Consider the following 18,952-nt stretch of genomic DNA (forward strand, 5'->3'; position numbering starts at 1 on the left):
AGTTATCGGGTGATGTTACCCATAGCCGGCTTCAATACCCTGGGCTCTCGTCATAGATGCGGTCGGCGCTGCAACTTAAGCCCCTGGCCGCGCAAGCAACTACTTGCCAGTGAAAGCCTCATCTGCTCCGGAGGCATCTGATTTGGCGACCAGCTTTACAGACCAGTGGCCCCCACTTTCATGTTGCACGGCCAGCAGATCGTAGGTTTTGACCATGTCCAGCAGGCCGGAGTGCCCGTAGGTCTTGGGCGAGAAAGCCGGATCGGTGCGCTTCAGGTACTGCCCCAACGGCCCAAGTCCAACCTTGCCCTCAGAGGTGTCGCTGGCGAGTAGGGTCACAGCTTCGACCACAAAGCGGGGTCGCAACTTGGGAACGGCCTTGGGCGGTTCAGCCTTGGGTTGCTTGGGTTTGGCTGGAGCCGGCTTGGCGCTGGCCCTCTCGGTCGCTTCACTGGTTGGCTCTTCGGGGACCCATTCAAAGAACTGATCGCTCGCGTTGCGCAAGGCGGCAGGTGTCTTTTCCTCACCCACGATATGGACAGTGGCGCCTCGCTCGCGCAACTTACGGCAGAGGTAGGCGAAGTCGGAATCGCTGGTGACCAAACAGAAGGTGTCGGCTCGGTCGTCAAACATGGCCTCCATAGCATCTAGCGCCAAAGCAATGTCTGCCGTGTTCTTGCCGGACGCATATTGATACTGGAGGCATGGCGTAAAGGCAAGGCGAACCAGGGCTTCCTGCCACTTGTTAGCCAAGGTGGTGTGGTTGCCATAGCCCCGGCGCAGCACCACCCGCCCAAATTGGGCAACCACCCTCAGCGCATATTCCAGGATTTCGGGTGTGGTGTTGTCGCAGTCCACCAAGACCGCTACCCGATGCTCGGTTTCATTCGTGCTTTGCATTGTTCGCTCCCTTTTGAGTCGAATAATACGGGAGGGGCGGCCCTACGCCCGAAGTCGAACTGCAGCCCGCAGACAAGGCGGGGCATGCAGATTCGCTTGAATTCAGACCTCTGTGCGGCAGTTTCCGCTATAAGCCGTGGCGGCCTCGGTCCGTGTCCCGGACTTTAATGCGCTGTCCCGGACTTTAATGCGCTGTCCCGGACTTTAATGGCAAAGAACACAAACTGGATCCCCGCCAACACAATCACTCTACCGTGACTGACTTCGCGAGGTTACGAGGCTTGTCCACATCCGTTCCCTTGGCCAATGCCGTGTGGTATGCCAGCAATTGCAGTGGCACCACGTGCAGGATGGGGCTCAAAGCGCCGTAGTGTTCGGGCATGCGAATCACGTGCATGCCTTCGGCGCTTTTGATGCGGGTGTCGCCGTCGGCCAGCACATACAACACGCCGCCGCGCGCGCGCACTTCCTGCATGTTGCTCTTGAGCTTTTCCAGGAGCGTGTCGTTGGGTGCGACGGTCACCACCGGCATGGCACTGGTCACCAGCGCAAGTGGGCCATGCTTCAGTTCGCCGGCAGGATAAGCCTCGGCGTGGATGTAGCTGATCTCCTTGAGCTTCAATGCACCTTCGAGCGCGATGGGGTAATGCAGGCCCCGACCCAAAAAGAGCGCGTTGTCCATGCGCGCAAAATCTTCTGACCAGCTGATGATCTGCGGCTCAAGCGCCAAGACCGCCTGCAGGGCCACGGGCAAGTGGCGCATGGCCTTGAGGTGCTCGGCTTCTTGTTCTTCGGTGAGCACACCGCGCACCTGGGCCAGGGCCAAGGTGAGCAGGAACAGGCCGGCGAGCTGGGTGGTAAAGGCCTTGGTTGAAGCCACGCCAATTTCCACGCCGGCTCGGGTGATGTACGCCAGCTTGCATTCACGCACCATGGCGCTGGTGGACACGTTGCAGATCGTGAGCGTGTGTTTGTGGCCCAGGCTTTGTGCGTGGCGCAGCGCGGCCAGCGTGTCGGCGGTTTCGCCGCTTTGGGTGATGGTGACGATCAGGGTGCGTGGGTTCGGCACGCTGGTGCGGTAGCGGTATTCGCTGGCAACCTCCACTTGCGTGGGAATGCCTGCGATCGATTCCAGCCAGTATTTGGCGGTACAGCCGCTGTAGTAGCTGGTGCCGCAGGCGAGGATCAACACACTGTCGATGTCTTTGAACACGCTGTAGGCCCCGTCGCCAAACAGCTCGGGCGTGATGGCTTCAACACCTTCCAGCGTGTCGCCAATGGCGCGCGGTTGCTCGAAGATTTCTTTCTGCATGTAGTGGCGATAGGGGCCGAGCTCGGCCGCGCCGCTGTGTGCCACCACGGTCTTCACGGGCCGCTCAGCCGCCTCAAAAGCGCGCCCCTGGGCATTGGTCACCCAATAACGGCCCAGCTGCAAATCCACCAGATCGCCCTCTTCGAGATACACGATCTGATCGGTCACGCCCGCCAGTGCCATGGCATCGCTGGCAAGGAAGTGCTCGGCGCCGCTCACGCCGTCCACCGAGCCAACGCCCAGAATCAGCGGCGAGCCTGCCCGCGCGCCCACCACGCGGTGGGGTTCATCTTTGTGAAACACCGCCAAGGCAAACGCGCCGTGCAGCTGAGCGACCGCGCCCTGCAATGCCGTGAACACATCGCCGTCGTACAGCGAGTCGATCAGGTGGGCGATGACCTCGGTATCGGTCTGGCTCTCGAACACATAGCCCTTGGCTTGCAGCTCGGCGCGCAGCTCGTCGTGGTTTTCGATGATGCCGTTGTGCACCAAAGCCACATGACCCGCTCCGGTGGGCGTCACGCCGTGGCTGAAATGGGGGTGGGCATTGTGAACAACGGGCGCTCCGTGTGTGGCCCAGCGGGTGTGAGCAATGGCTGTACCACTGGCAATCTGCTCGGCCAACACCTGTTGCGCCAGCTCGGCCACGCGCGACGTGCTGCGGGCACGCTTCAAACCCCCTGAGTGCACCGCAACGCCGCAGGAGTCATACCCACGGTATTCCAGCCGCTGCAGGCCCTGAACCAACACCGGCACGATGTCGCGCCCCGAAACCCCTGCCACGATGCCACACATGATGTTCTGCCTTCTCGAAAGATGAAGTCACCATGCTAGCCAGAGCACTGAAAAATATTTAGTCAAAATATAGAAGATACTGGAATAATATTCACTAATTCTCTACGCACGAACGAATATTTCATTTAGGCACTTTTCATGATCGATATTGATGACACCGATATCCGCCTGCTCGATTTGCTGCAGTCCGATGCATCGCTGAGCAACCAGGCGCTGGCCGAGCGCGCGCACGTCTCCCCACCCACCGCTTTGCGGCGGATCAAGCGCCTGCGTGAAGTGGGGTTGATCGAGCGGCAAATAGCCATACTTCAGCCCGATCGATTGGCCCAGGTGCAAGGGCATGGGCTCACGGCCCTCGTCGAAATCACCCTGGAGCGCCAGGGCGATGAACAATTGCAAGCCTTTGAATCGCGCGCCATCGGCGACCCGGCTGTGCAACAGTGTTACCGGGTAAGCCCAGGGCCCGACTTTGTATTGATCGTGCACAGCGCCGACATGCCCGGCCATCTGGCGCTGACCCAGCGCCTGTTCACCAGCGACGCCAACGTTCGCAACGTCAAGGCGTTTTTCAGCCTCAAACGGGCCAAATTTGATCCTCGCATCGCTTTGAATGCATGAACCCTCCGGGTTCGTAACAAACCGTAGCGCGCTATGCAATCTGAATACTTTCATCCTAGAATGCGGTGCTGGCAACCTTAAATCTGTCACGTTTGTCCCATTCGGAGCGCGCGCATGTCTTCCTTTCTCTTTCCCGTCTTGATCGCGGTTGCGGTCTTGGCGCTGGTCGCGGCTGGCGTCTGGGCGTATCAGCGCTACAACAGCACGTCTTCCGGGCGCGATGACCGCTACACCCCAGAGCGCATCCTGACCCCCGAACAGGTCAGCATGCTGGATTACCTGCATGACACCTTCCCTGGCCAAGTCGTTTTGCCCCAGGTGCAGCTGAAGAACATGCTGTCGATCCGGCGTGCCAGCGATCGCAAGCGTGCCCACAAGCGGATGGAACAGCTGGTGGATTTTGTGGTCTGCGGTGAAGATGGCCGGCCGGTATTTGCCTTCGACATCGAGCAATTTCACCTCAGCAATGCCAAGGCCAAAAGCCTCCAGGCGAGGCTCAAGAACCGGGTGCTCAAGACGGCTGGCGTGCGATTTCTCTATTTGAAAAATGGCATCCACCGCATGCCTTCGCCCGACGAATTCCGCAAGCAACTGGATCTGGCCGTGCTGCCGCAACCCAGCCCCCGCGCATCCACAGCCGCCGAGGAGCGGGTCAACGAAAGCGTGCGGCAACAGCTGGAATCGAAATTTTCCGAGTTTGACCAGCTGACCCCGCCCACAGGATTCCGCGAATCCGAGGTGATGGGCTTCAGCGGCCTGATGGGCCTGTCAGAAGAAGAGGAAGCCGAGCGCATGTCGCGTCAGCGCCCGCCTACCGCCCGCGCCCGCGCCTGAGCCCGACCGGCAGCAAGGCCTGCTGCCCCACCCGCCAGCCCTGACCGAATGGCTCAGGGCTTTTTCTTGGCCGGTCGCTGCCAGTTGGCCAGTGTGACTTGCTTGCCCCTGGCCACCGCCAGACTGCCAGGTGGCGTGTTCTTGTTGATGACCGAGCCGGCCCCAACGGTACCGCCCGCGCCCAGGCTGACAGGGGCCACCAGCACGCAGTTGCTGCCCACGTGCACATCCGCCTCAATGACGGTGCGGTGCTTGTTGGCGCCGTCGTAATTGGCCGTGATGCTGCCCGCGCCGAAGTTGACCCGCTCACCCACGGTGGCATCGCCCAGGTAGGCCAGGTGATTGGCCTTCGCGCCTGCGGCCAGCGAAGCATTCTTGACCTCAACAAAATTGCCGATGTGCACCTCAGCGCCCAGATCAGCGCCCGGTCGCAAGCGGGCAAACGGGCCGATCAAGGAACCCGCACCCACACGGACACCCAGTTTCTCGCCGTCAATGTGCGTAAACGGATGGATCACAACACCCGCAGCAATCTCGGCGTTGGCGATCACACAATGCGCGCCGATCCGGACCCCGTTGCCCAAAACCACACGCCCACTGAAGATCGCGTTCACATCGATCTCGACATCGAGGCCACAAACCAGCTCACCCCGCACATCAAACCGGGCCGGATCGGCCAGGCGCACACCCTGCTCCATCAACGCTTCGGCCTGGCGGCGCTGGTAGGCGCGCTCCAGCTCAGCCAGCTGAACCGGGCTGTTCACGCCGGCCACCTGCACGGCATCGGTGATGCGGTGCGCCTGCACCTTTTGCCCATCCCCCACCGCAAACTTCACCACATCGGTCAGGTAATACTCACCCTGGGCATTTTGATTGTCCAGCCGGGCCAACCATTGCCTCAGCAGCCGGGTCGGTACCGCCATGATGCCGCTGTAGATTTCCTGAATGGTCCGCTGTTCGGGGCTGGCATCTTTTTGCTCGACGATGGCTTGCACCGAGCCATCGGCGCTGCGCACGATGCGGCCATAACCGGTGGGATCGGCCATCGACAAGGTGAGCAAGGCCAGGTGCTGCCCACCACACAGGTCCAGCAAGGCCTGCAGCGTTTCCGGGCGCATCAACGGGACATCCCCCGACAACACGAGGGTCACCCCATCGTCGGCCAAGACTGGAACCGCCTGCTGCACAGCGTGGCCGGTTCCGAGTTGCGGTTCTTGCCGCACAAATTGCAACGCCATCCCCTCGGCAGCCACCAGGCCTGCCTCGACCTGTTCGGCGCCGTGGCCGGTGATCACCACCACCGAACGCGCCGATACCCGGGCTGCGGTGTCAATCACATGCTGGGCCAAAGCGCGCCCGCCCAAACGGTGCAACACTTTGGGTTTGCTGCTCTTCATGCGCGTGCCTTTGCCCGCCGCCATCACCACCACATCCACAGGGAACGACATGCACACCTTTCCTGCGACCACACCGGGCCATTGTTTGAACGCTGACACCCTTTCGTGCCGATCGCCCAAGATTATCGCCGCCGAGCTGTGGCGCGCGCTTTCGCTCGTCACCGCGGTCCTGCTGACAACCCTGCTGCTGGGTGCTTGCAGCACAGTGCGATTGGCCTACAGCCAGGCCCCCACCCTGGGCTACTGGTGGATCGACAGCTTCGTGGACCTGAGCGACGGCCAATCTGTTGGGCTGCGCCAGGACATTGATGATTTCTTCGAATGGCATGCCCGGGAAGAACTGCCAGCCTACGCCGAGCGCCTGCAGCAATGGCAGACCCTGGCCATGAGCGACAGCAACCCGGACCTGGCCTGCAGCCAGTTCACCGTGCTTCAACAGGCTTACCTGCGCGCCATCGATCGCAGCGTGGAACCTCTGGCACGACTCGCGGGCCAACTGACCCCGGCACAATGGAGCCATCTGCAACGCCATCAAGGCAAGAGCAACCGCGCTTTTGAAGGCGATTGGCTCAACATCAGCCAGAAAGCCCGGCAGGAGCGTCTGCTGGACAAAGCGCTTGACCGGTATGAATCTTTGTACGGCGATCTCACCCCCGCTCAAATTGACACGCTTCGTGCACGGGTGCAGCGCTCCAGCTTCGACCCCAAACGGGTGCAGGCAGAGCGCCTGCGGCGCCAGACCGACTTGCTCGGCAGCTTGAAAGCGGCCAAGGCCGATCCGCCACAGGCTTCAAAAAACCTGCGCGCCTGGCATGACCGGGTTATGCAATCACCAACACCTGGGTTTCCTGCCTACAGCCAGCAACTGATTCGCGAAGGCTGCGAACAATTCGCCGCCCTGCACAACACCACGAGCGCAAAGCAACGCTTGCATGCGGTGGGCGTGCTCAAGGGCTACGAGGCGGATCTGCGGTCGATTTTTGGACAGCCTTGAGGCCCGGCGCACCTCCACCTGCAACAGGGTCGGGTCAGCGATCGCCAACTGAACCCGGATTTGGCACAATGCCCTGAACGCGATGCTGATGCAGCCCTCGATCCTCGCCCGGCGGCTTGAACCGGTTTCGGTGCGGTCCATCGACACACAACGCATGCGCACCCGGCTCAACGGGCCACCCTACAGCGCCATCAGGGGAAAATCCATGAACACCACCACTTCTCGCGCTCTCAAATGGCTGGGCACCGGCCTGCTGGCTTTCGTTTTGTCGGGTTGTCTGCCGATTCCGATTTTCAGCATCACCCCCGACGAGCCTGAGGCGGGCGAAAGTGTCACCTTCGACGCCTCGGAAACCATCGTCTCCAATGTGCCTGCAGACACCGTGGCGGTGTCCTACAGCTGGAATTTTGGCGATGGCAACAATGGGCGTGGATCGAGCACGACACACACCTACGAAAACGCTGGCACTTACAACATCGTGCTGTCTGTGACCGACAGCGCTGGGCGGGTGGGCACGCTTGAAGAGAACATCACGGTGAAGGCCGCCACGGTCACCACAGACACCGCCACGACGACGACCACAGTGGAGTAGCTGCGACAGGTGACCCGGAAGCGGCCGGCATGTACCGGCCGTTTTTCTGGCTGGGTCTGAGGCTCTGTCGATGAGTTGACCCCAAAAAAAGGGCGCCCATTCCGGCGCCCTTGTCGTCAACCCTGCAGCGCAGCCCACATCTCTTTGTCACGCTCAGCCGTCCAGATGCGCGGATTCTTGATGCCCTTGGCTTCGTCGTAGGCGCGGCTCACATCAAACGGCAGGCAGTGTTCGTAGATGAACACATGGCCAAAAACCGGGTCCATGCTCTTGCGGGTATGGGCCATGGCTGTCTTCAGGTCCATATCGGCAGCGGCGGCTTCTTTTCCCGCCTGGAACAGTGTGGTGACCCAGCGCTTGGTGTAGTCGAGCGCTTTGTTCACGTCGGCGTTGCCCTTCATGGCTTCACCCCGGCCGGGCACGATGTATTCGGCGTTCAATGCGCGCAGCGCTTCCAACGTAGTGGGCCATTCTTCGAGCTGGGCATCACCGGTGTACACACCGGCTTCGTACTCGACCAGATCGCCGGAGAACAACACCTTTTCTGACGCCACCCAGGCGATGGTGTCGCCGCGGGTGTGGCCTGCACCGGGGTGCCAGATCTGGACCTTCACACCACCCAGATCGATCTCCAGGCTGCCTTGTTGACCAGGCTTGCCATCGCCAACCACCAGGGTGGGCCAAGTGAGGCCTGGCACGGAATCGGCGCCACGGAACAGGCGCGGGAAGCGCTCCATTTCGCTTTGCATGTCTTGAGCGCCGCGCTCAACGATGAGCTCATAGGTGCCACGGCTGGCAATCACTTCGGTCGCGCCTTCGGCCAGGTAAGCGCTCGCACCCAGCACCCGCACTGCGTGGTAATGGGTGAGCAGCACGTACTTGATCGGCTTGTCACTGATCTTGCGGATCTGGGCGATCAGGTCCTGGGCCATGGCCGGCGTGGCCGTGGCATCGCTCACCATGATGTACTTTTCACCAATGATGACGCCCGAATTCGGGTCGCCTTCGGCGGTGTAGGCCCAGCAATGGGGGCTGAGTTGCTCGAACGTGGTCTTTTTGTCTTCCAGATCGGCCTGGGAAGCGAAAGCTTTGCTCATGGGGGTCTCCTGTGGGGTCGGGTGCGCACGGTGTGCGACCTCGAATTTTACCTAAACGAAATCAATTACGCATTCGTAAATCATAAACCTCAAGAAAGCGTCCCGAAATCAAGGGGGGGAAGGCGGGCCACCGGTCAGGCCGTGCTCCAGCAGCTGAACCACTTCGTCGGCAAAAGCCACATAGCTCAGGGTGCCGCCCGGCCGCAGCCAGGTGAAGGTCCAGTTGATCATGCCGAACAGCATCATGGTCACGGCGGTCTGATTGCCGGCGTGGATGCGGTCCGGATAGGCGCGTTTGAGGAAACGGGTGAAGGCCGCCACCACATCGCGCTGGCGGTCCAGAATGAGTTCACGCTGGGTGTCGCCCAGGAATTTGGTGTCGGAAACCAGCGCCGCATGGCGGGTCGCCGAATTCTCATACTCGGCCAGAAAGGCCCGAACGAGCTCGTTCAGCGCCTCGCGCTCGCTGAGGCTCTTGCGCTGCGCCCGGGCTTCTGCAGCGCCGATGAGCGCCAGCAACCCCTGGGTATACCGGTCCAGCAGATCGAACAGGATCGCTTCCTTGCTTTCGTAGTAGTGGTACAGGCGCGCCTTGCTGGTGCCACACGCGGTGGCGATGTCGTTCATGCTGGCGGCCGGAAAACTCTGGCGCGCAAAACACTGCGCGGCGACATCGACAATCGCCTCGCGCTTGAGATCGTGGTTGGCAGAACGTGGGCGGGCCATGGCGGTATTGTCCCACCCCGGCGCGGCATGTGTGGCCGGCACCGCCTGGGTCGCATCACGTTGCCGAAGCTTCAGCGGGAAGCTAGGATTGCGCCATGCCCAAACCCATCACCGACCCTTTTGTGCTGCACGCCTGCGAGATGCTGTCTTGCGTGGGGCCCTGTGTGGCCAAGCGCATGTTCGGCGGATGGGGGATTTCGGTGGACGGCATGAACATCGGCCTGATCGCCTGGGACACCCTGTTTCTCAAAACCAACGCGGAAACCGAGCCGCAGTGGCTGGCGGCCGGCGGGCGACCCTTTGTCTTTGAGGCGAAAGGCAAATCGACCCAGTTGCACTATTTCACGCCCCCGGAAGAAACGCTGGAATCGCCCGCGTTGATGCGCCCTTGGGCCCAACTGGCCCTCACGGCCGCTGTGGCAGCCCGCACGCCCGCCAAGACCAGACGCCCGAAAAAGCCTTGACGGCCACCGAGGCGAGTTCACCTGCTCACCCCCACCAGGGCACGCGCATTCGGTCGCCCCTCCCCGCTTGCGGCCTTCGACTGGGGCATGGCGGAAACGCCACGCGGACGACACCCACGGAGATCGCACCGTCATGAACGGCGTCTGCAGGACAACCGCGGTCTGAAGCCCCATGCAACGGCGCCACCAAGCGCAACAAAAGGGCGCTAAGCTATTCATTCGAATACCGCATCAATCTTCTGAGCCTCGTCATGGAACTCACCAGCAGACACCCCCGTTCCCGCCCCATTTCAGCGGGGCATCTGCGGGCCTTTGATGCCGTGGCCCGGCACCTCAATTTCCGCGCGGCTGCAGAAGAGCTTTCGCTGACACAGAGCGCGGTCAGCCGGCAAATCCAGTCACTGGAAGATGAAGTGGGTGCCTCGCTTTTTTTGCGCCACACCCGCGCCGTCGAGCTCACCAGCGCCGGCACGCTCCTGCTGCGCGCCAGCGGGCCGGCCCTCGAGCGCATTGATGCGTCGGTGCGCCAGATTCGCCAGAGTGCCGGTCGGCGCAGCGTGGCCATCACCACCTGGGCATCTTTCGCCTCGATGTGGCTGATTCCGCGCATGGAAGCCTTCCAGCGCCAGCACCCCGACATCGATATCCGCATCGACGCTTCGGACAACGCGGTGGACCTCGCCACAGCCGACGTCGACCTGGCGTTGCGCTATGCCGTGCCTTCGTCTGTGCCCAGCGGGGCCATTCGCCTGTTTGGCGAACAGCTCACGCCCGTGATCAGCCCCTGGCTGCTCAAAGAGCGCCCACTGCGGTACATCGAAGACTTGGCCCAGCGCACCCTGATCGAAGCGGGCGATGCACACCGCACACGGCATCTCGAATGGCTGACCTGGCAGCGCTGGTTCGACACCTATGCGCCCACAGCGGCACCCAGCACCGGTGCCCGCGCGCGCAATGCTGACAAGCCCAAGTTCACACCCCAGCGCTGGCTGTATTTCAACTACGCACACCAGATCGTGCAGGCCGCCCTCACCGGGCAAGGCGTGGCGCTGGCCCGCCTGCCGCTGGTGGCCCAGAGCCTGGCCAACGGTGACTTGGTAGAGCCCCTGCCACACACCCGGCTCGACTCACCTCTTGCCTACTGGCTGATGCGCACACCGCGTCAGCCCGAACGCCCGGAGGTCAAAGCGTTTTGCGAGTGGCTGCTCCAGGAGGCGGCTGTCACCCGGGAAGCGATCGGGGAAGTGCCCGACCCCGATACGGTGGACCACATCGATTGAGCGTCAGCGGCACCTGCCCGCCGCGACCGCTGGGGCACACTCAACGCCTCCCCTGCACCCCCCCACCCTTCACGCCAGCGCTCCATGTCACCTCACCGCTCCCACCCAACGGGCAACCTGCGCAGCATCGTGGCGATGGTGGTGGCCGTGGGCTTTTTTGCCCTGATGGACGCGGTGCTCAAGGCCCTGTCTGCCAGGTACCCGGTTCTGCAAATCGCCACCCTGCGGGCACTCACCGGGTTGCCTCTGGTGCTGGTGTACATCAGCTGGCGGCGCGCCTGGCACACGGTCTGGCGCATCCGCTGGCCGCTGCACCTGCTGCGTGGTGGGCTCGGCATTGTGATGCTGTCGCTGTTCACCACCGGGGTACGGGAGCTGCCGCTCTCGGCCACCTACACCCTGTTTTTCATTGCCCCGCTGCTGATCACCATCTTGTCGGTTCCCGTGCTGAAGGAGCGCGTGCCCGCCGCCCACTGGTGGGCCATTGGCCTGGGCTTTGTCGGGGTGCTGATCGCTTTGCAACCGCGCGGCAAGGACCTGCAAGATGGCCTGTTCACCGCCGGTGGCCTGGCCGTGCTCGGCGCAGCCGCCTGCTATTCCGTGGCAGCGATCGTGGGGCGGCTTTCCAGCCGAACCGACAGCACGGAGAGCATGATTCTCTGGATGATGGTGGTCGTGGCCTTGGGGGCAGGTGCACTGGCGGCGCCCCACTGGATACCGGTCGCCTGGAGCGACGCACCACTGCTGGTGGCATTGGGCTTGACCGGCTTCGGTGGCCAGCTCGCCATCACAGAGGCCTTTCGCCATGGCCAAGCTTCCGCGGTGGCCCCGTTCGAATACACCGCTCTGGCCTGGGGTGTGGGGCTGGACTGGGTGGTCTGGCAAACGCTGCCCGAATCACACACCTGGCTGGGTGCGGCCATCATCATCGCCAGCGGCGTCTACATCGTGCGCCGCGAAAAACGCATCACCGAGATCCACGCCAACGCCGAACACCCCTGAGCATCCAGATCGCTCTGGGAACAACGGCCCGGACAACGGCGAAGCGTGGGGTGCAAGCGATCCGGCGCAGGGCCACCCCAAGCCGAATCGGCCCCCTCGAAGGACAGCGACCCGCGCAGTGGCGGAGCGTGGGGGTCACCGGGCCCAGCCGCCGGGCCGCCCCAAGGCAGGCCCAGCCCCCTCGGGGGGGCAACGACCCGCGCAGCGGCGGAGCGTGGGGGTCACCAGGCCAGCCGCCGGGCCGCCCCAAGGCAGGCCCAGCCCCCTCGGGGGGCAGCGACCCGCGCAGCGGTGGAGCGTGGGGGTCACCGGGCCAGCCGCCGGGCCGCCCCAAGGCAGGCCCAGCCCCCTCGGGGGGCAGCGACCCGCGCAGCGGTGGAGCGTGGGGGTCACCGGGCCAGCCGCCGGGCCGCCCCAAGGCAGGCCCAGCCCCCTCGGGGGGCAGCGACCCGCGCAGCGGCGGAGCGTGGGGGCCCTACTTCAGGGGCCACATCGTCCCGGTGTCGCTCAGGATCGCATCCAGGGGAATGTCGTGTGACTCAGGCTCCATCTCAGGCAACCAGCCGAAGTCATAACCCAGGCCCACCGTGAAAGGCTTGGGCTGCAAGCTGGCGAGCGTGCGGTCGTAAAAGCCGCCGCCGTAGCCCAGCCGGTAACCACCCGGGCCAAAACCCACACAGGGCACAAAGATCAGGGTCGGGACAACCACCTCGGTGTCTTTGGGCTTGGGGATGCCGTAAGCGTCTTCCTCCATCGGGCAGCCGGGGTACCAGGTGTAGAAGGTCAGGGTCTTGTCAACTTTGTTCACCACGGGCAAACCGATGCGCCGGTGGATCTGGGCGCTGTTGGCATCTTCTTCCAGCCCGGCTTCTTGCCAGCGAAACAGCGCAGGCAGAGGGTCAAACTCGCCTTTGATGGGCCAGTAGGCGCCAATCACTGCGTCGGGCCGGTCGATCAGCCAGAAGCGCAGCACGCGTTGCAACAAATCAATGCGCAAACTGCGATCGGCCAGATTTTTGCGTTTTTCAATCAGCTGCTTGCGCCAGACGGGTTTGGACCCACCCGCGTCAGGGTTCGAAGGGGAAGCGGCGCCAGCAGAGTCTTTGATGTCCATAATCCAAGCATGCAACAGGGAAACAACCATCCAAACAACGTGACACGTTGTCTTCTGACCATTATGGCCGGCTTGATGATGCACGGCACCAGCTGGGCGCAAAGCAGCGCCGGCTCAGACGCTGCCGTGCTGGAAATGCGCGAAGCATTCCGGCGCAACGACACGGCCACATTGACCCGCCTCTTGCCGAGTGTCGCCAACCACCCCCTGGCACCCCTGGCCCGCTTCTGGGACCTGAAGCCCCGCCTTGAGACCGCTACTGCACCCGCCATCCGCGACGCGCTCGGCGCGATGGCCGGCAGCTACTGGGAAGACCGGCTGCGCAACGACTGGCTTTTGCTGCTGGGAAAAAACCGGGATTGGCCCCAGTTCGAGGCTGAACTGCCGCGCTACCGCATGAACGATGACCGGCAAGTGCAGTGCTACGCCCTGATGCTGGACGCCGCCGCCAGGCGCAAGCCAGCCGACGAAGCAGCCCGCGCCACCGCCCTGCTCTGGCAAGCGCAGCGCGACGCCGATGACGGCTGCTCGACCGCAGCCAAAGCCTTTATCTCCAGCGGTCACATGAAGGCAGAAACCGCCTGGATGCGCGCGCGCATCTCGATGGAGACCAACCAGCCCAAGGCGGCTGTCCAGGCGGTCGCCTTGCTGGACCCCCAATGGGCCGCGATCGCCGAGGGGATTGTCAAAGACCCGGGCGGGTATCTGGACGAAAAAATCACGGCGCTGCGCCCCCGCACCAAAGAGCTGGTCACGCTTGCGATCATCCGGCTCGCCGGGCAAGACTTGCCCGGCGCGATCCAGGCGCTGCAGCGCAAGCGCTGGGCGGTCCAACTGCACGAAGAAGAACTCAGCTGGGCCTGGGGCTCGGTGGGTATGCGGGCCGCCCGCAGCCTTCAAAACGAAGCGCTGGCTCTGTTTGCCAATGGCCAGGACCGCTACATGAGCGACGACCAGCTCGCCTGGAAAGCCCGGGCGGGCTTGCGCGCCAGCAACTGGACAGCCGTGCGCGACGCCATTGCAGCCATGAGCGTGCCCCGGCGCAGCGAGCCCACCTGGGTGTACTGGTCGGCCCGTGCCCTGCAAGCGCTCAGGCTGCCGGACGCAGACAACCAGGCACGCATCCTGTACGAGTCCATCGCTTCGCCGCGGGGCTTTTACGAACAACTGGCGCTGGAAGAACTGGGCCAAACCATCATGGTGCCGCCCATGCCCGCGCCCGTGAGCGCGGTCGAGCAACGCGCGGCAGAAGCCAACCCGGGTCTTCAGCGCGCGCTGACGTCGTTCCGCCTGGGCTTGCGCAGCGAGGCCGTGCGTGAGTGGAATTACAGCGTTGCGCTGCACAACCCTGGCGGTCTGCCCGAGCGCGAACTGCTCGCAGCGGCGCAGCTCGCCTGTCAGAACAGCCTGTGGGACCGGTGCATCAACACCAGCATCCGCACCCCGGATGCACAAGACCACGTGCAACGCTTCCCCATGCCTTACCGCGAAGCCGTGACCAAACGGGCCAGCGAGATCGGGCTGGATCCAGCCTATGTCTACGGGTTGATCCGGCAGGAAAGCCGCTTCGTGACCGATGCGCGCTCGGGTGTGGGTGCCTCCGGATTGATGCAGGTCATGCCAGCCACTGCGCGATGGACGGCTCGAAAAATCGGCCTCACCGACTTCCAGCCCCAGCAACTCAACGACCGCGACACCAACATTCTGATCGGCACGGCTTACCTCAAACTCGCCCTGGACGATTTCGAGGGCTCCATGCCCATGGCCGCTGCCGCCTACAACGCCGGACCCGGGCGCCCCCGAAACTGGCGGGAAGGCCCCAGTCTGGCCGGCGAGATCTGGGCTGAAAACATCCCGTTCGACGAAACCCGCGACTATGTAAAACAGGTGCTGGCCAACACCACCAACTACGCGGCCATCCTCACGGGCCTGCCCCAGTCGCTGCGCGCCCGTTTGGGTGTGGTCACGCCCAGGCCCGCCAAAGTCGCGCCCAATCTGGATCTGCCATGACACCTCCTGCTCCGAGCGTCCTCGTCCTGGGCGGCACCGGCTTTGTCGGTCAACATGTATGTGAAAAGCTGCAACGCGCGGGCTGGCGCATCACCGTGCCCACGCGGCGGGCCACGAGCGCGCGCCACATCCAGCACCTGCCCGGGCTCACGGTGGTGGAGGCTTCGGTGCACGACGACGCGGCATTGGCTCGCTTGCTGCCGGGTCACCAGGCGGTGATCAATCTGGTGGCCATCCTGCACGGCAGCGAAGCCGCCTTCGAACGCACCCATGTGCAGCTCCCGGCCCGCCTGGCCCGCGCTTGTTTGAATGCAGGCGTGCCCCGGCTGGTTCACGTCAGCGCCCTGGGCGTCGCCACCGACAGCCCCTCCCGTTACCAGCGCAGCAAGGCGCGCGGGGAACAAGTTCTGCGCGACAGCGGGCTGGAACTCACGGTGTTGCGACCCAGCGTGATCTTTGGCGCCGGCGACCGTTTTCTCAATCTGTTTGCCCAGTTGCAATCGGTGTTCCCTGTGGTGCCTCTGGCGGGTGCATCCGCGCGCTTCCAGCCGGTGTGGGTTGAAGATGTGGCCGATGCCGCGGTGGCGTGCCTGCGCGGCGATACCGTGGGGAAAACGTTTGATGCTGTTGGCCCCGATATCATGACGCTGGCCGATCTGGTTCGCGCGGCTGGGCGCTACGGCAGCCGACAACGGCCCATCATTCCATTGCCCATGGCGTTGGGACGCCTCCAGGCGATGCTGATGGAGCTGGCGCCGGGCGAGCCGCTGATGAGCCGCGACAACCTGGATGCGATGTCGGTCGACAACGTGACCACCGGCCAATGGCCCGACCTCGGTGCTCTGGGCATTTCCGTCAGCGGGATCGCGGCCGTGGCCCCGACCTATCTGCGCGGGCCACCCGCGCGCAGTCGCCTGCTCGCCATCCGGGGGCACTTGAGCAGCCGCCACAGAAAAGAAAAAGGCCGCAGGAACTGAGCCGCCACCCCCGAGGCGAGCCTTCCTTGAGAGGCCCACGATGGGGCTCCTCGGCCCGCACGCTCTCTGGCACCCCCAAAGCCTTCTGACGCATGCTGGCCGCCTCTGTGATGGCCAGCAGCATAGGCCGCGACACGGACACGGGCCATGCACGCAGACAAGCCGGTTTCATTGTCGGTGATTGCGGCGATGGAGGTGACAACCAGTGAACGTCAAAAGGAGACCAGATCCACGCCGAACATCGGTCACCGATTTTTTTGGCACACTCACCGTCTGAAACACACCCACAGAAAGCAACAATGGCAACTCCGTCGCCCAAACCCCCCGCCCGAAAATCTGCCCCCGTCAAAGCCAAAGGCAAGGCTCCTGCGAAGGCGGTCGCCACCGATTCGCCTGCGGCCACTTACCGGGCCGAGCACCAGCGCGACGTGATCAACCGACTCAAGCGCATTGAGGGCCAGGTGCGGGGCCTGATTGATATGGTGGAGACGGGGCGTCCCTGCGAAGACGTTGCCCAGCAGATGTCGGCCGCCCGCAAAGCCATGGACAAGGCCTTTTACCGCATGATGGCTTGCTCGGTGATGGAGGCGGTCTCGTTTTCAGGCTCGGAAGATGTGACGCTGCGCGAAGTCGAGCGCTCCACCCGTATTCTTGAGAAGTACGCCTGATCGCATCGGCACCGTGGAACACAAAGACCTCTGCGCAAGATCGAGGCAAACGCCCCCTTGATCGCCCACTGTGTTGGCGGCGGCATCAAAACCGCTCTATTTGGACATCAATCGCCAGGCTCCGGCGCCTTAGGATGTGACACCTTTTCAGGAGAATTTCCATGGCCCTGCAGCTCTACATCGGCAACAAAAACTACTCGTCCTGGTCCATGCGGCCCTGGGTCTTGCTCAAGCAGGCCGGGATCCCGTTCGAGGAAGTCATGGTCCGCTTCGACTCTTTCGAAGCCGGCTCCACCTTCAAGCAGTCGCTGCGTGGCGTCAACCCGGTGGGCAAGGTGCCGGTGTTGGTCGATGACGGGTTCGCCGTGTGGGACACGCTGGCGATTGCCGAGTACCTCGCCGAGCGATTTCCTCAACACCCACTTTGGCCCGCCGACGCGCAGGCCCGTGCCCGCGCCCGCAGCGTGTGCGCCGAGATGCACAGCGGTTTCACAGGGCTTCGAGGGGCTTGCCCCATGAACATCGAAGCCACCTTGGTTGACACCGGCCGCCTGATCTGGCGCGACAAGCCGGGTGTGCGCGCCGACATGGCTCGGCTGTGCGGCTTGTGGGGTGAGCTGCTCGCAGCGCAACCCGACAAAATGCCCGACGGCAGCGCACCATTGCTTTTTGGCCATTTCAGCATCGCAGACGCCTTCTTTGCGCCGGTGTGCATGCGGCTCAAGACCTACGCCCTGCCCCTCCCCGCCAACCTGGCGGCCTACGTGGACCGGGTCGCAGCGCTGCCGGGTGTGCAAGCCTGGATACAGGACGCGTTGGCGGAACACGATTTTCTCGATTTCGAAGAGCCTTACCGGCTCGGTCGCTGAAGCCAGGCCGAACCCCTCGGCCTACACTCGGCTCATGGAAACTTACCTCGTGGGCGGTGCTGTGCGCGACGCCCTGATGCACAGCCAAACCGCCACACCCAGCGCAGCCCATGTCGATCGCGACTGGGTCGTGGTGGGCGCCACGCCGCAAAACATGCTGGACCAGGGCTACCTGCCGGTCGGGCGGGATTTTCCCGTGTTTCTCCACCCGCAGAGCCGGGAGGAGTACGCATTGGCGAGAACCGAGCGCAAGACTGGGCCCGGCTACCACGGCTTTACCTGCCACGCCGAGCCCGGCGTCACACTGGAGGAAGACCTGTCGCGCCGTGACCTCACGATCAACGCCATGGCGGTGCCGGCCAACCAGGCCGATCGGCCGGCCCAGGGCACGTTGATCGACCCCCATGGCGGCTACCGCGATCTGCGCGACCGGGTGCTGCGCCACGTGACAGAGGCCTTCGCCGAAGACCCGGTGCGCATCCTGCGCCTGGCCCGCTTTGCGGCCCGTTTCCCCGATTTCACGGTCGCACCGGAAACAATGGATTTGATGCGCACCATGGTTGCCGAGGGGGAGGTAGACCATCTCGTGCCCGAACGGGTCTGGCAAGAGCTGTCGCGCGGCCTGATGGAGCAGCGACCCAGCCGCATGTTTGAGGTGCTGCGCGCGTGTGGCGCTCTGGTGCGCATCCTGCCCGAGGTGGACAGGCTCTGGGGCGTTCCCCAGCGGGCCGAATACCACCCCGAGATCGACACCGGGGTGCATTTGATGATGGTGCTGGACATGAGTGCCCGCCTTGGCGCCTCGCTGCCTGTGCGGTTTGCCTGCCTCTGCCACGACCTGGGCAAAGGCACCACGCCTGCGGATGTTTTGCCACGCCACATCGGTCACGAACAGCGCAGCGCTCGCTTGCTCAAAAGGGTCTGCGAACGTTGGCGGATTCCGCGGGACAGCAGGGAACTGGCCGATGTCGTCGCGCGCGAGCACGGCAACCTGCACCGAAGTGGGGATCTGGACGAAGCCGCCAGCCTGCGGTTGCTGGAACGCTGCGACGCGATTCGCCGACCACAGCGTTTTGAAGAGGTTCTTCAAGCGTGCGAATGCGACGCCCGCGGACGCCTGGGGCATGAAGACAGCCTCTACCCGCAGGCGCTCAGACTCAGCGCTGCGCTGAAGACGGTGATGGCTGTGGATACAGCCGCCATCGCCCAAGAGGCCATCCAGAACGGCAAAGCAGGCCCGCAAATTGCTCAGTTGATTCAGACCGCACGTGTGAACGCCTTGAAGGCATCGGCATCTTGCTGA

18 protein-coding genes are annotated in these 18,952 nt (G+C 63.5%); 12 read left to right on the top strand and 6 right to left on the bottom strand.

What is annotated here, in order from left to right; genetic code table 11:
- Positions 1-99 precede the first annotated feature (99 nt).
- Both E5678_RS13575 and glmS read right to left on the bottom strand, forming a co-directional pair.
- Complete coding sequence (locus E5678_RS13575) at positions 100-900, bottom strand: NYN domain-containing protein (protein WP_136179017.1); 801 nt, start codon at positions 898-900, stop codon at positions 100-102.
- A 244-nt stretch (positions 901-1,144) separates the two neighbouring features.
- The gene (glmS, locus tag E5678_RS13580; RefSeq protein ID WP_136179018.1) at positions 1,145-3,007 is read right to left on the bottom strand and encodes a glutamine--fructose-6-phosphate transaminase (isomerizing); all 1,863 of its coding nucleotides are present in this window, start codon (positions 3,005-3,007) and stop codon (positions 1,145-1,147) included.
- 138 nt (positions 3,008-3,145) lie between these two features.
- Between glmS and E5678_RS13585 the strand changes: the two genes are divergently transcribed.
- Positions 3,146-3,625 (top strand): Lrp/AsnC family transcriptional regulator, encoded by a 480-nt coding sequence (locus tag E5678_RS13585; RefSeq protein WP_136179019.1) that lies wholly within the window; start codon positions 3,146-3,148, stop codon positions 3,623-3,625.
- Between the two features lie 114 nt (positions 3,626-3,739).
- Entirely contained in the window at positions 3,740-4,459 is a 720-nt protein-coding gene (locus E5678_RS13590) for a DUF2726 domain-containing protein (protein ID WP_136179020.1), read from the top strand.
- A gap of 53 nt (positions 4,460-4,512) precedes the next feature.
- Here E5678_RS13590 and glmU read toward each other — a convergent pair whose 3' ends face one another.
- Positions 4,513-5,907, bottom strand: a complete 1,395-nt coding sequence (glmU, locus tag E5678_RS13595; RefSeq protein WP_136179021.1) for a bifunctional UDP-N-acetylglucosamine diphosphorylase/glucosamine-1-phosphate N-acetyltransferase GlmU — start codon at positions 5,905-5,907, stop codon at positions 4,513-4,515.
- Between glmU and E5678_RS13600 the strand changes: the two genes are divergently transcribed.
- Together E5678_RS13600 and E5678_RS13605 are read left to right on the top strand one after the other, a co-directional pair.
- The gene (locus E5678_RS13600; RefSeq protein WP_136179022.1) at positions 5,906-6,850 is read left to right on the top strand and encodes a DUF6279 family lipoprotein; all 945 of its coding nucleotides are present in this window, start codon (positions 5,906-5,908) and stop codon (positions 6,848-6,850) included. The two genes, glmU and E5678_RS13600, sit on opposite strands and share 2 nt — an antisense overlap.
- A gap of 82 nt (positions 6,851-6,932) precedes the next feature.
- Positions 6,933-7,442, top strand: coding sequence for a PKD domain-containing protein (locus E5678_RS13605; RefSeq protein WP_136179023.1), 510 nt, complete (start codon positions 6,933-6,935; stop codon positions 7,440-7,442).
- Between the two features lie 116 nt (positions 7,443-7,558).
- Here E5678_RS13605 and E5678_RS13610 read toward each other — a convergent pair whose 3' ends face one another.
- Together E5678_RS13610 and E5678_RS13615 are read right to left on the bottom strand one after the other, a co-directional pair.
- Positions 7,559-8,539, bottom strand: a complete 981-nt coding sequence (locus E5678_RS13610) for an MBL fold metallo-hydrolase (protein ID WP_136179024.1) — start codon at positions 8,537-8,539, stop codon at positions 7,559-7,561.
- A gap of 108 nt (positions 8,540-8,647) precedes the next feature.
- Complete coding sequence (locus E5678_RS13615; protein WP_136179025.1) at positions 8,648-9,265, bottom strand: TetR/AcrR family transcriptional regulator; 618 nt, start codon at positions 9,263-9,265, stop codon at positions 8,648-8,650.
- Between the two features lie 95 nt (positions 9,266-9,360).
- Between E5678_RS13615 and E5678_RS13620 the strand changes: the two genes are divergently transcribed.
- The 3 genes from E5678_RS13620 (at position 9,361) to E5678_RS13630 (ending at position 12,011) form a co-directional block, all read left to right on the top strand.
- Positions 9,361-9,729, top strand: a complete 369-nt coding sequence (locus tag E5678_RS13620; protein WP_136179026.1) for a TfoX/Sxy family protein — start codon at positions 9,361-9,363, stop codon at positions 9,727-9,729.
- Between the two features lie 251 nt (positions 9,730-9,980).
- Positions 9,981-11,009 carry a LysR substrate-binding domain-containing protein gene (locus E5678_RS13625; protein WP_136179027.1) on the top strand — a complete coding sequence of 343 codons (1,029 nt, stop codon included), beginning with the start codon at positions 9,981-9,983 and terminating at the stop codon, positions 11,007-11,009.
- An 84-nt stretch (positions 11,010-11,093) separates the two neighbouring features.
- The gene (locus E5678_RS13630) at positions 11,094-12,011 is read left to right on the top strand and encodes a DMT family transporter (RefSeq protein ID WP_247596774.1); all 918 of its coding nucleotides are present in this window, start codon (positions 11,094-11,096) and stop codon (positions 12,009-12,011) included.
- Positions 12,012-12,486: 475 nt separating this feature from the next.
- Here the strand turns inward: E5678_RS13630 and E5678_RS13640 are convergent, their stop codons facing one another.
- A complete protein-coding gene (locus E5678_RS13640) occupies positions 12,487-13,125 on the bottom strand; it encodes a 5-formyltetrahydrofolate cyclo-ligase (protein WP_136179028.1) in 639 nt (212 codons plus the stop codon).
- 39 nt (positions 13,126-13,164) lie between these two features.
- Here E5678_RS13640 and E5678_RS13645 point away from each other — a divergent pair, with 39 nt between their 5' ends.
- The 5 genes from E5678_RS13645 (at position 13,165) to E5678_RS13665 (ending at position 18,952) form a co-directional block, all read left to right on the top strand.
- A complete protein-coding gene (locus E5678_RS13645; protein WP_247596775.1) occupies positions 13,165-15,135 on the top strand; it encodes a lytic transglycosylase domain-containing protein in 1,971 nt (656 codons plus the stop codon).
- Positions 15,132-16,112, top strand: coding sequence for a complex I NDUFA9 subunit family protein (locus tag E5678_RS13650; protein ID WP_136179030.1), 981 nt, complete (start codon positions 15,132-15,134; stop codon positions 16,110-16,112). The genes E5678_RS13645 and E5678_RS13650 overlap by 4 nt, the downstream gene beginning before the upstream one ends.
- A gap of 299 nt (positions 16,113-16,411) precedes the next feature.
- Positions 16,412-16,780 carry a metal-sensing transcriptional repressor gene (locus E5678_RS13655; protein ID WP_136179031.1) on the top strand — a complete coding sequence of 123 codons (369 nt, stop codon included), beginning with the start codon at positions 16,412-16,414 and terminating at the stop codon, positions 16,778-16,780.
- Between the two features lie 161 nt (positions 16,781-16,941).
- Complete coding sequence (locus E5678_RS13660) at positions 16,942-17,649, top strand: glutathione S-transferase family protein (protein ID WP_136179032.1); 708 nt, start codon at positions 16,942-16,944, stop codon at positions 17,647-17,649.
- A 34-nt stretch (positions 17,650-17,683) separates the two neighbouring features.
- Positions 17,684-18,952: a multifunctional CCA addition/repair protein gene (locus E5678_RS13665; protein WP_136179033.1), complete on the top strand. Its 1,269-nt coding sequence runs from the start codon at positions 17,684-17,686 to the stop codon at positions 18,950-18,952.

This window comes from Hydrogenophaga sp. PAMC20947, assembly GCF_004795855.1.
Classification (GTDB): domain Bacteria; phylum Pseudomonadota; class Gammaproteobacteria; order Burkholderiales; family Burkholderiaceae_C; genus Hydrogenophaga.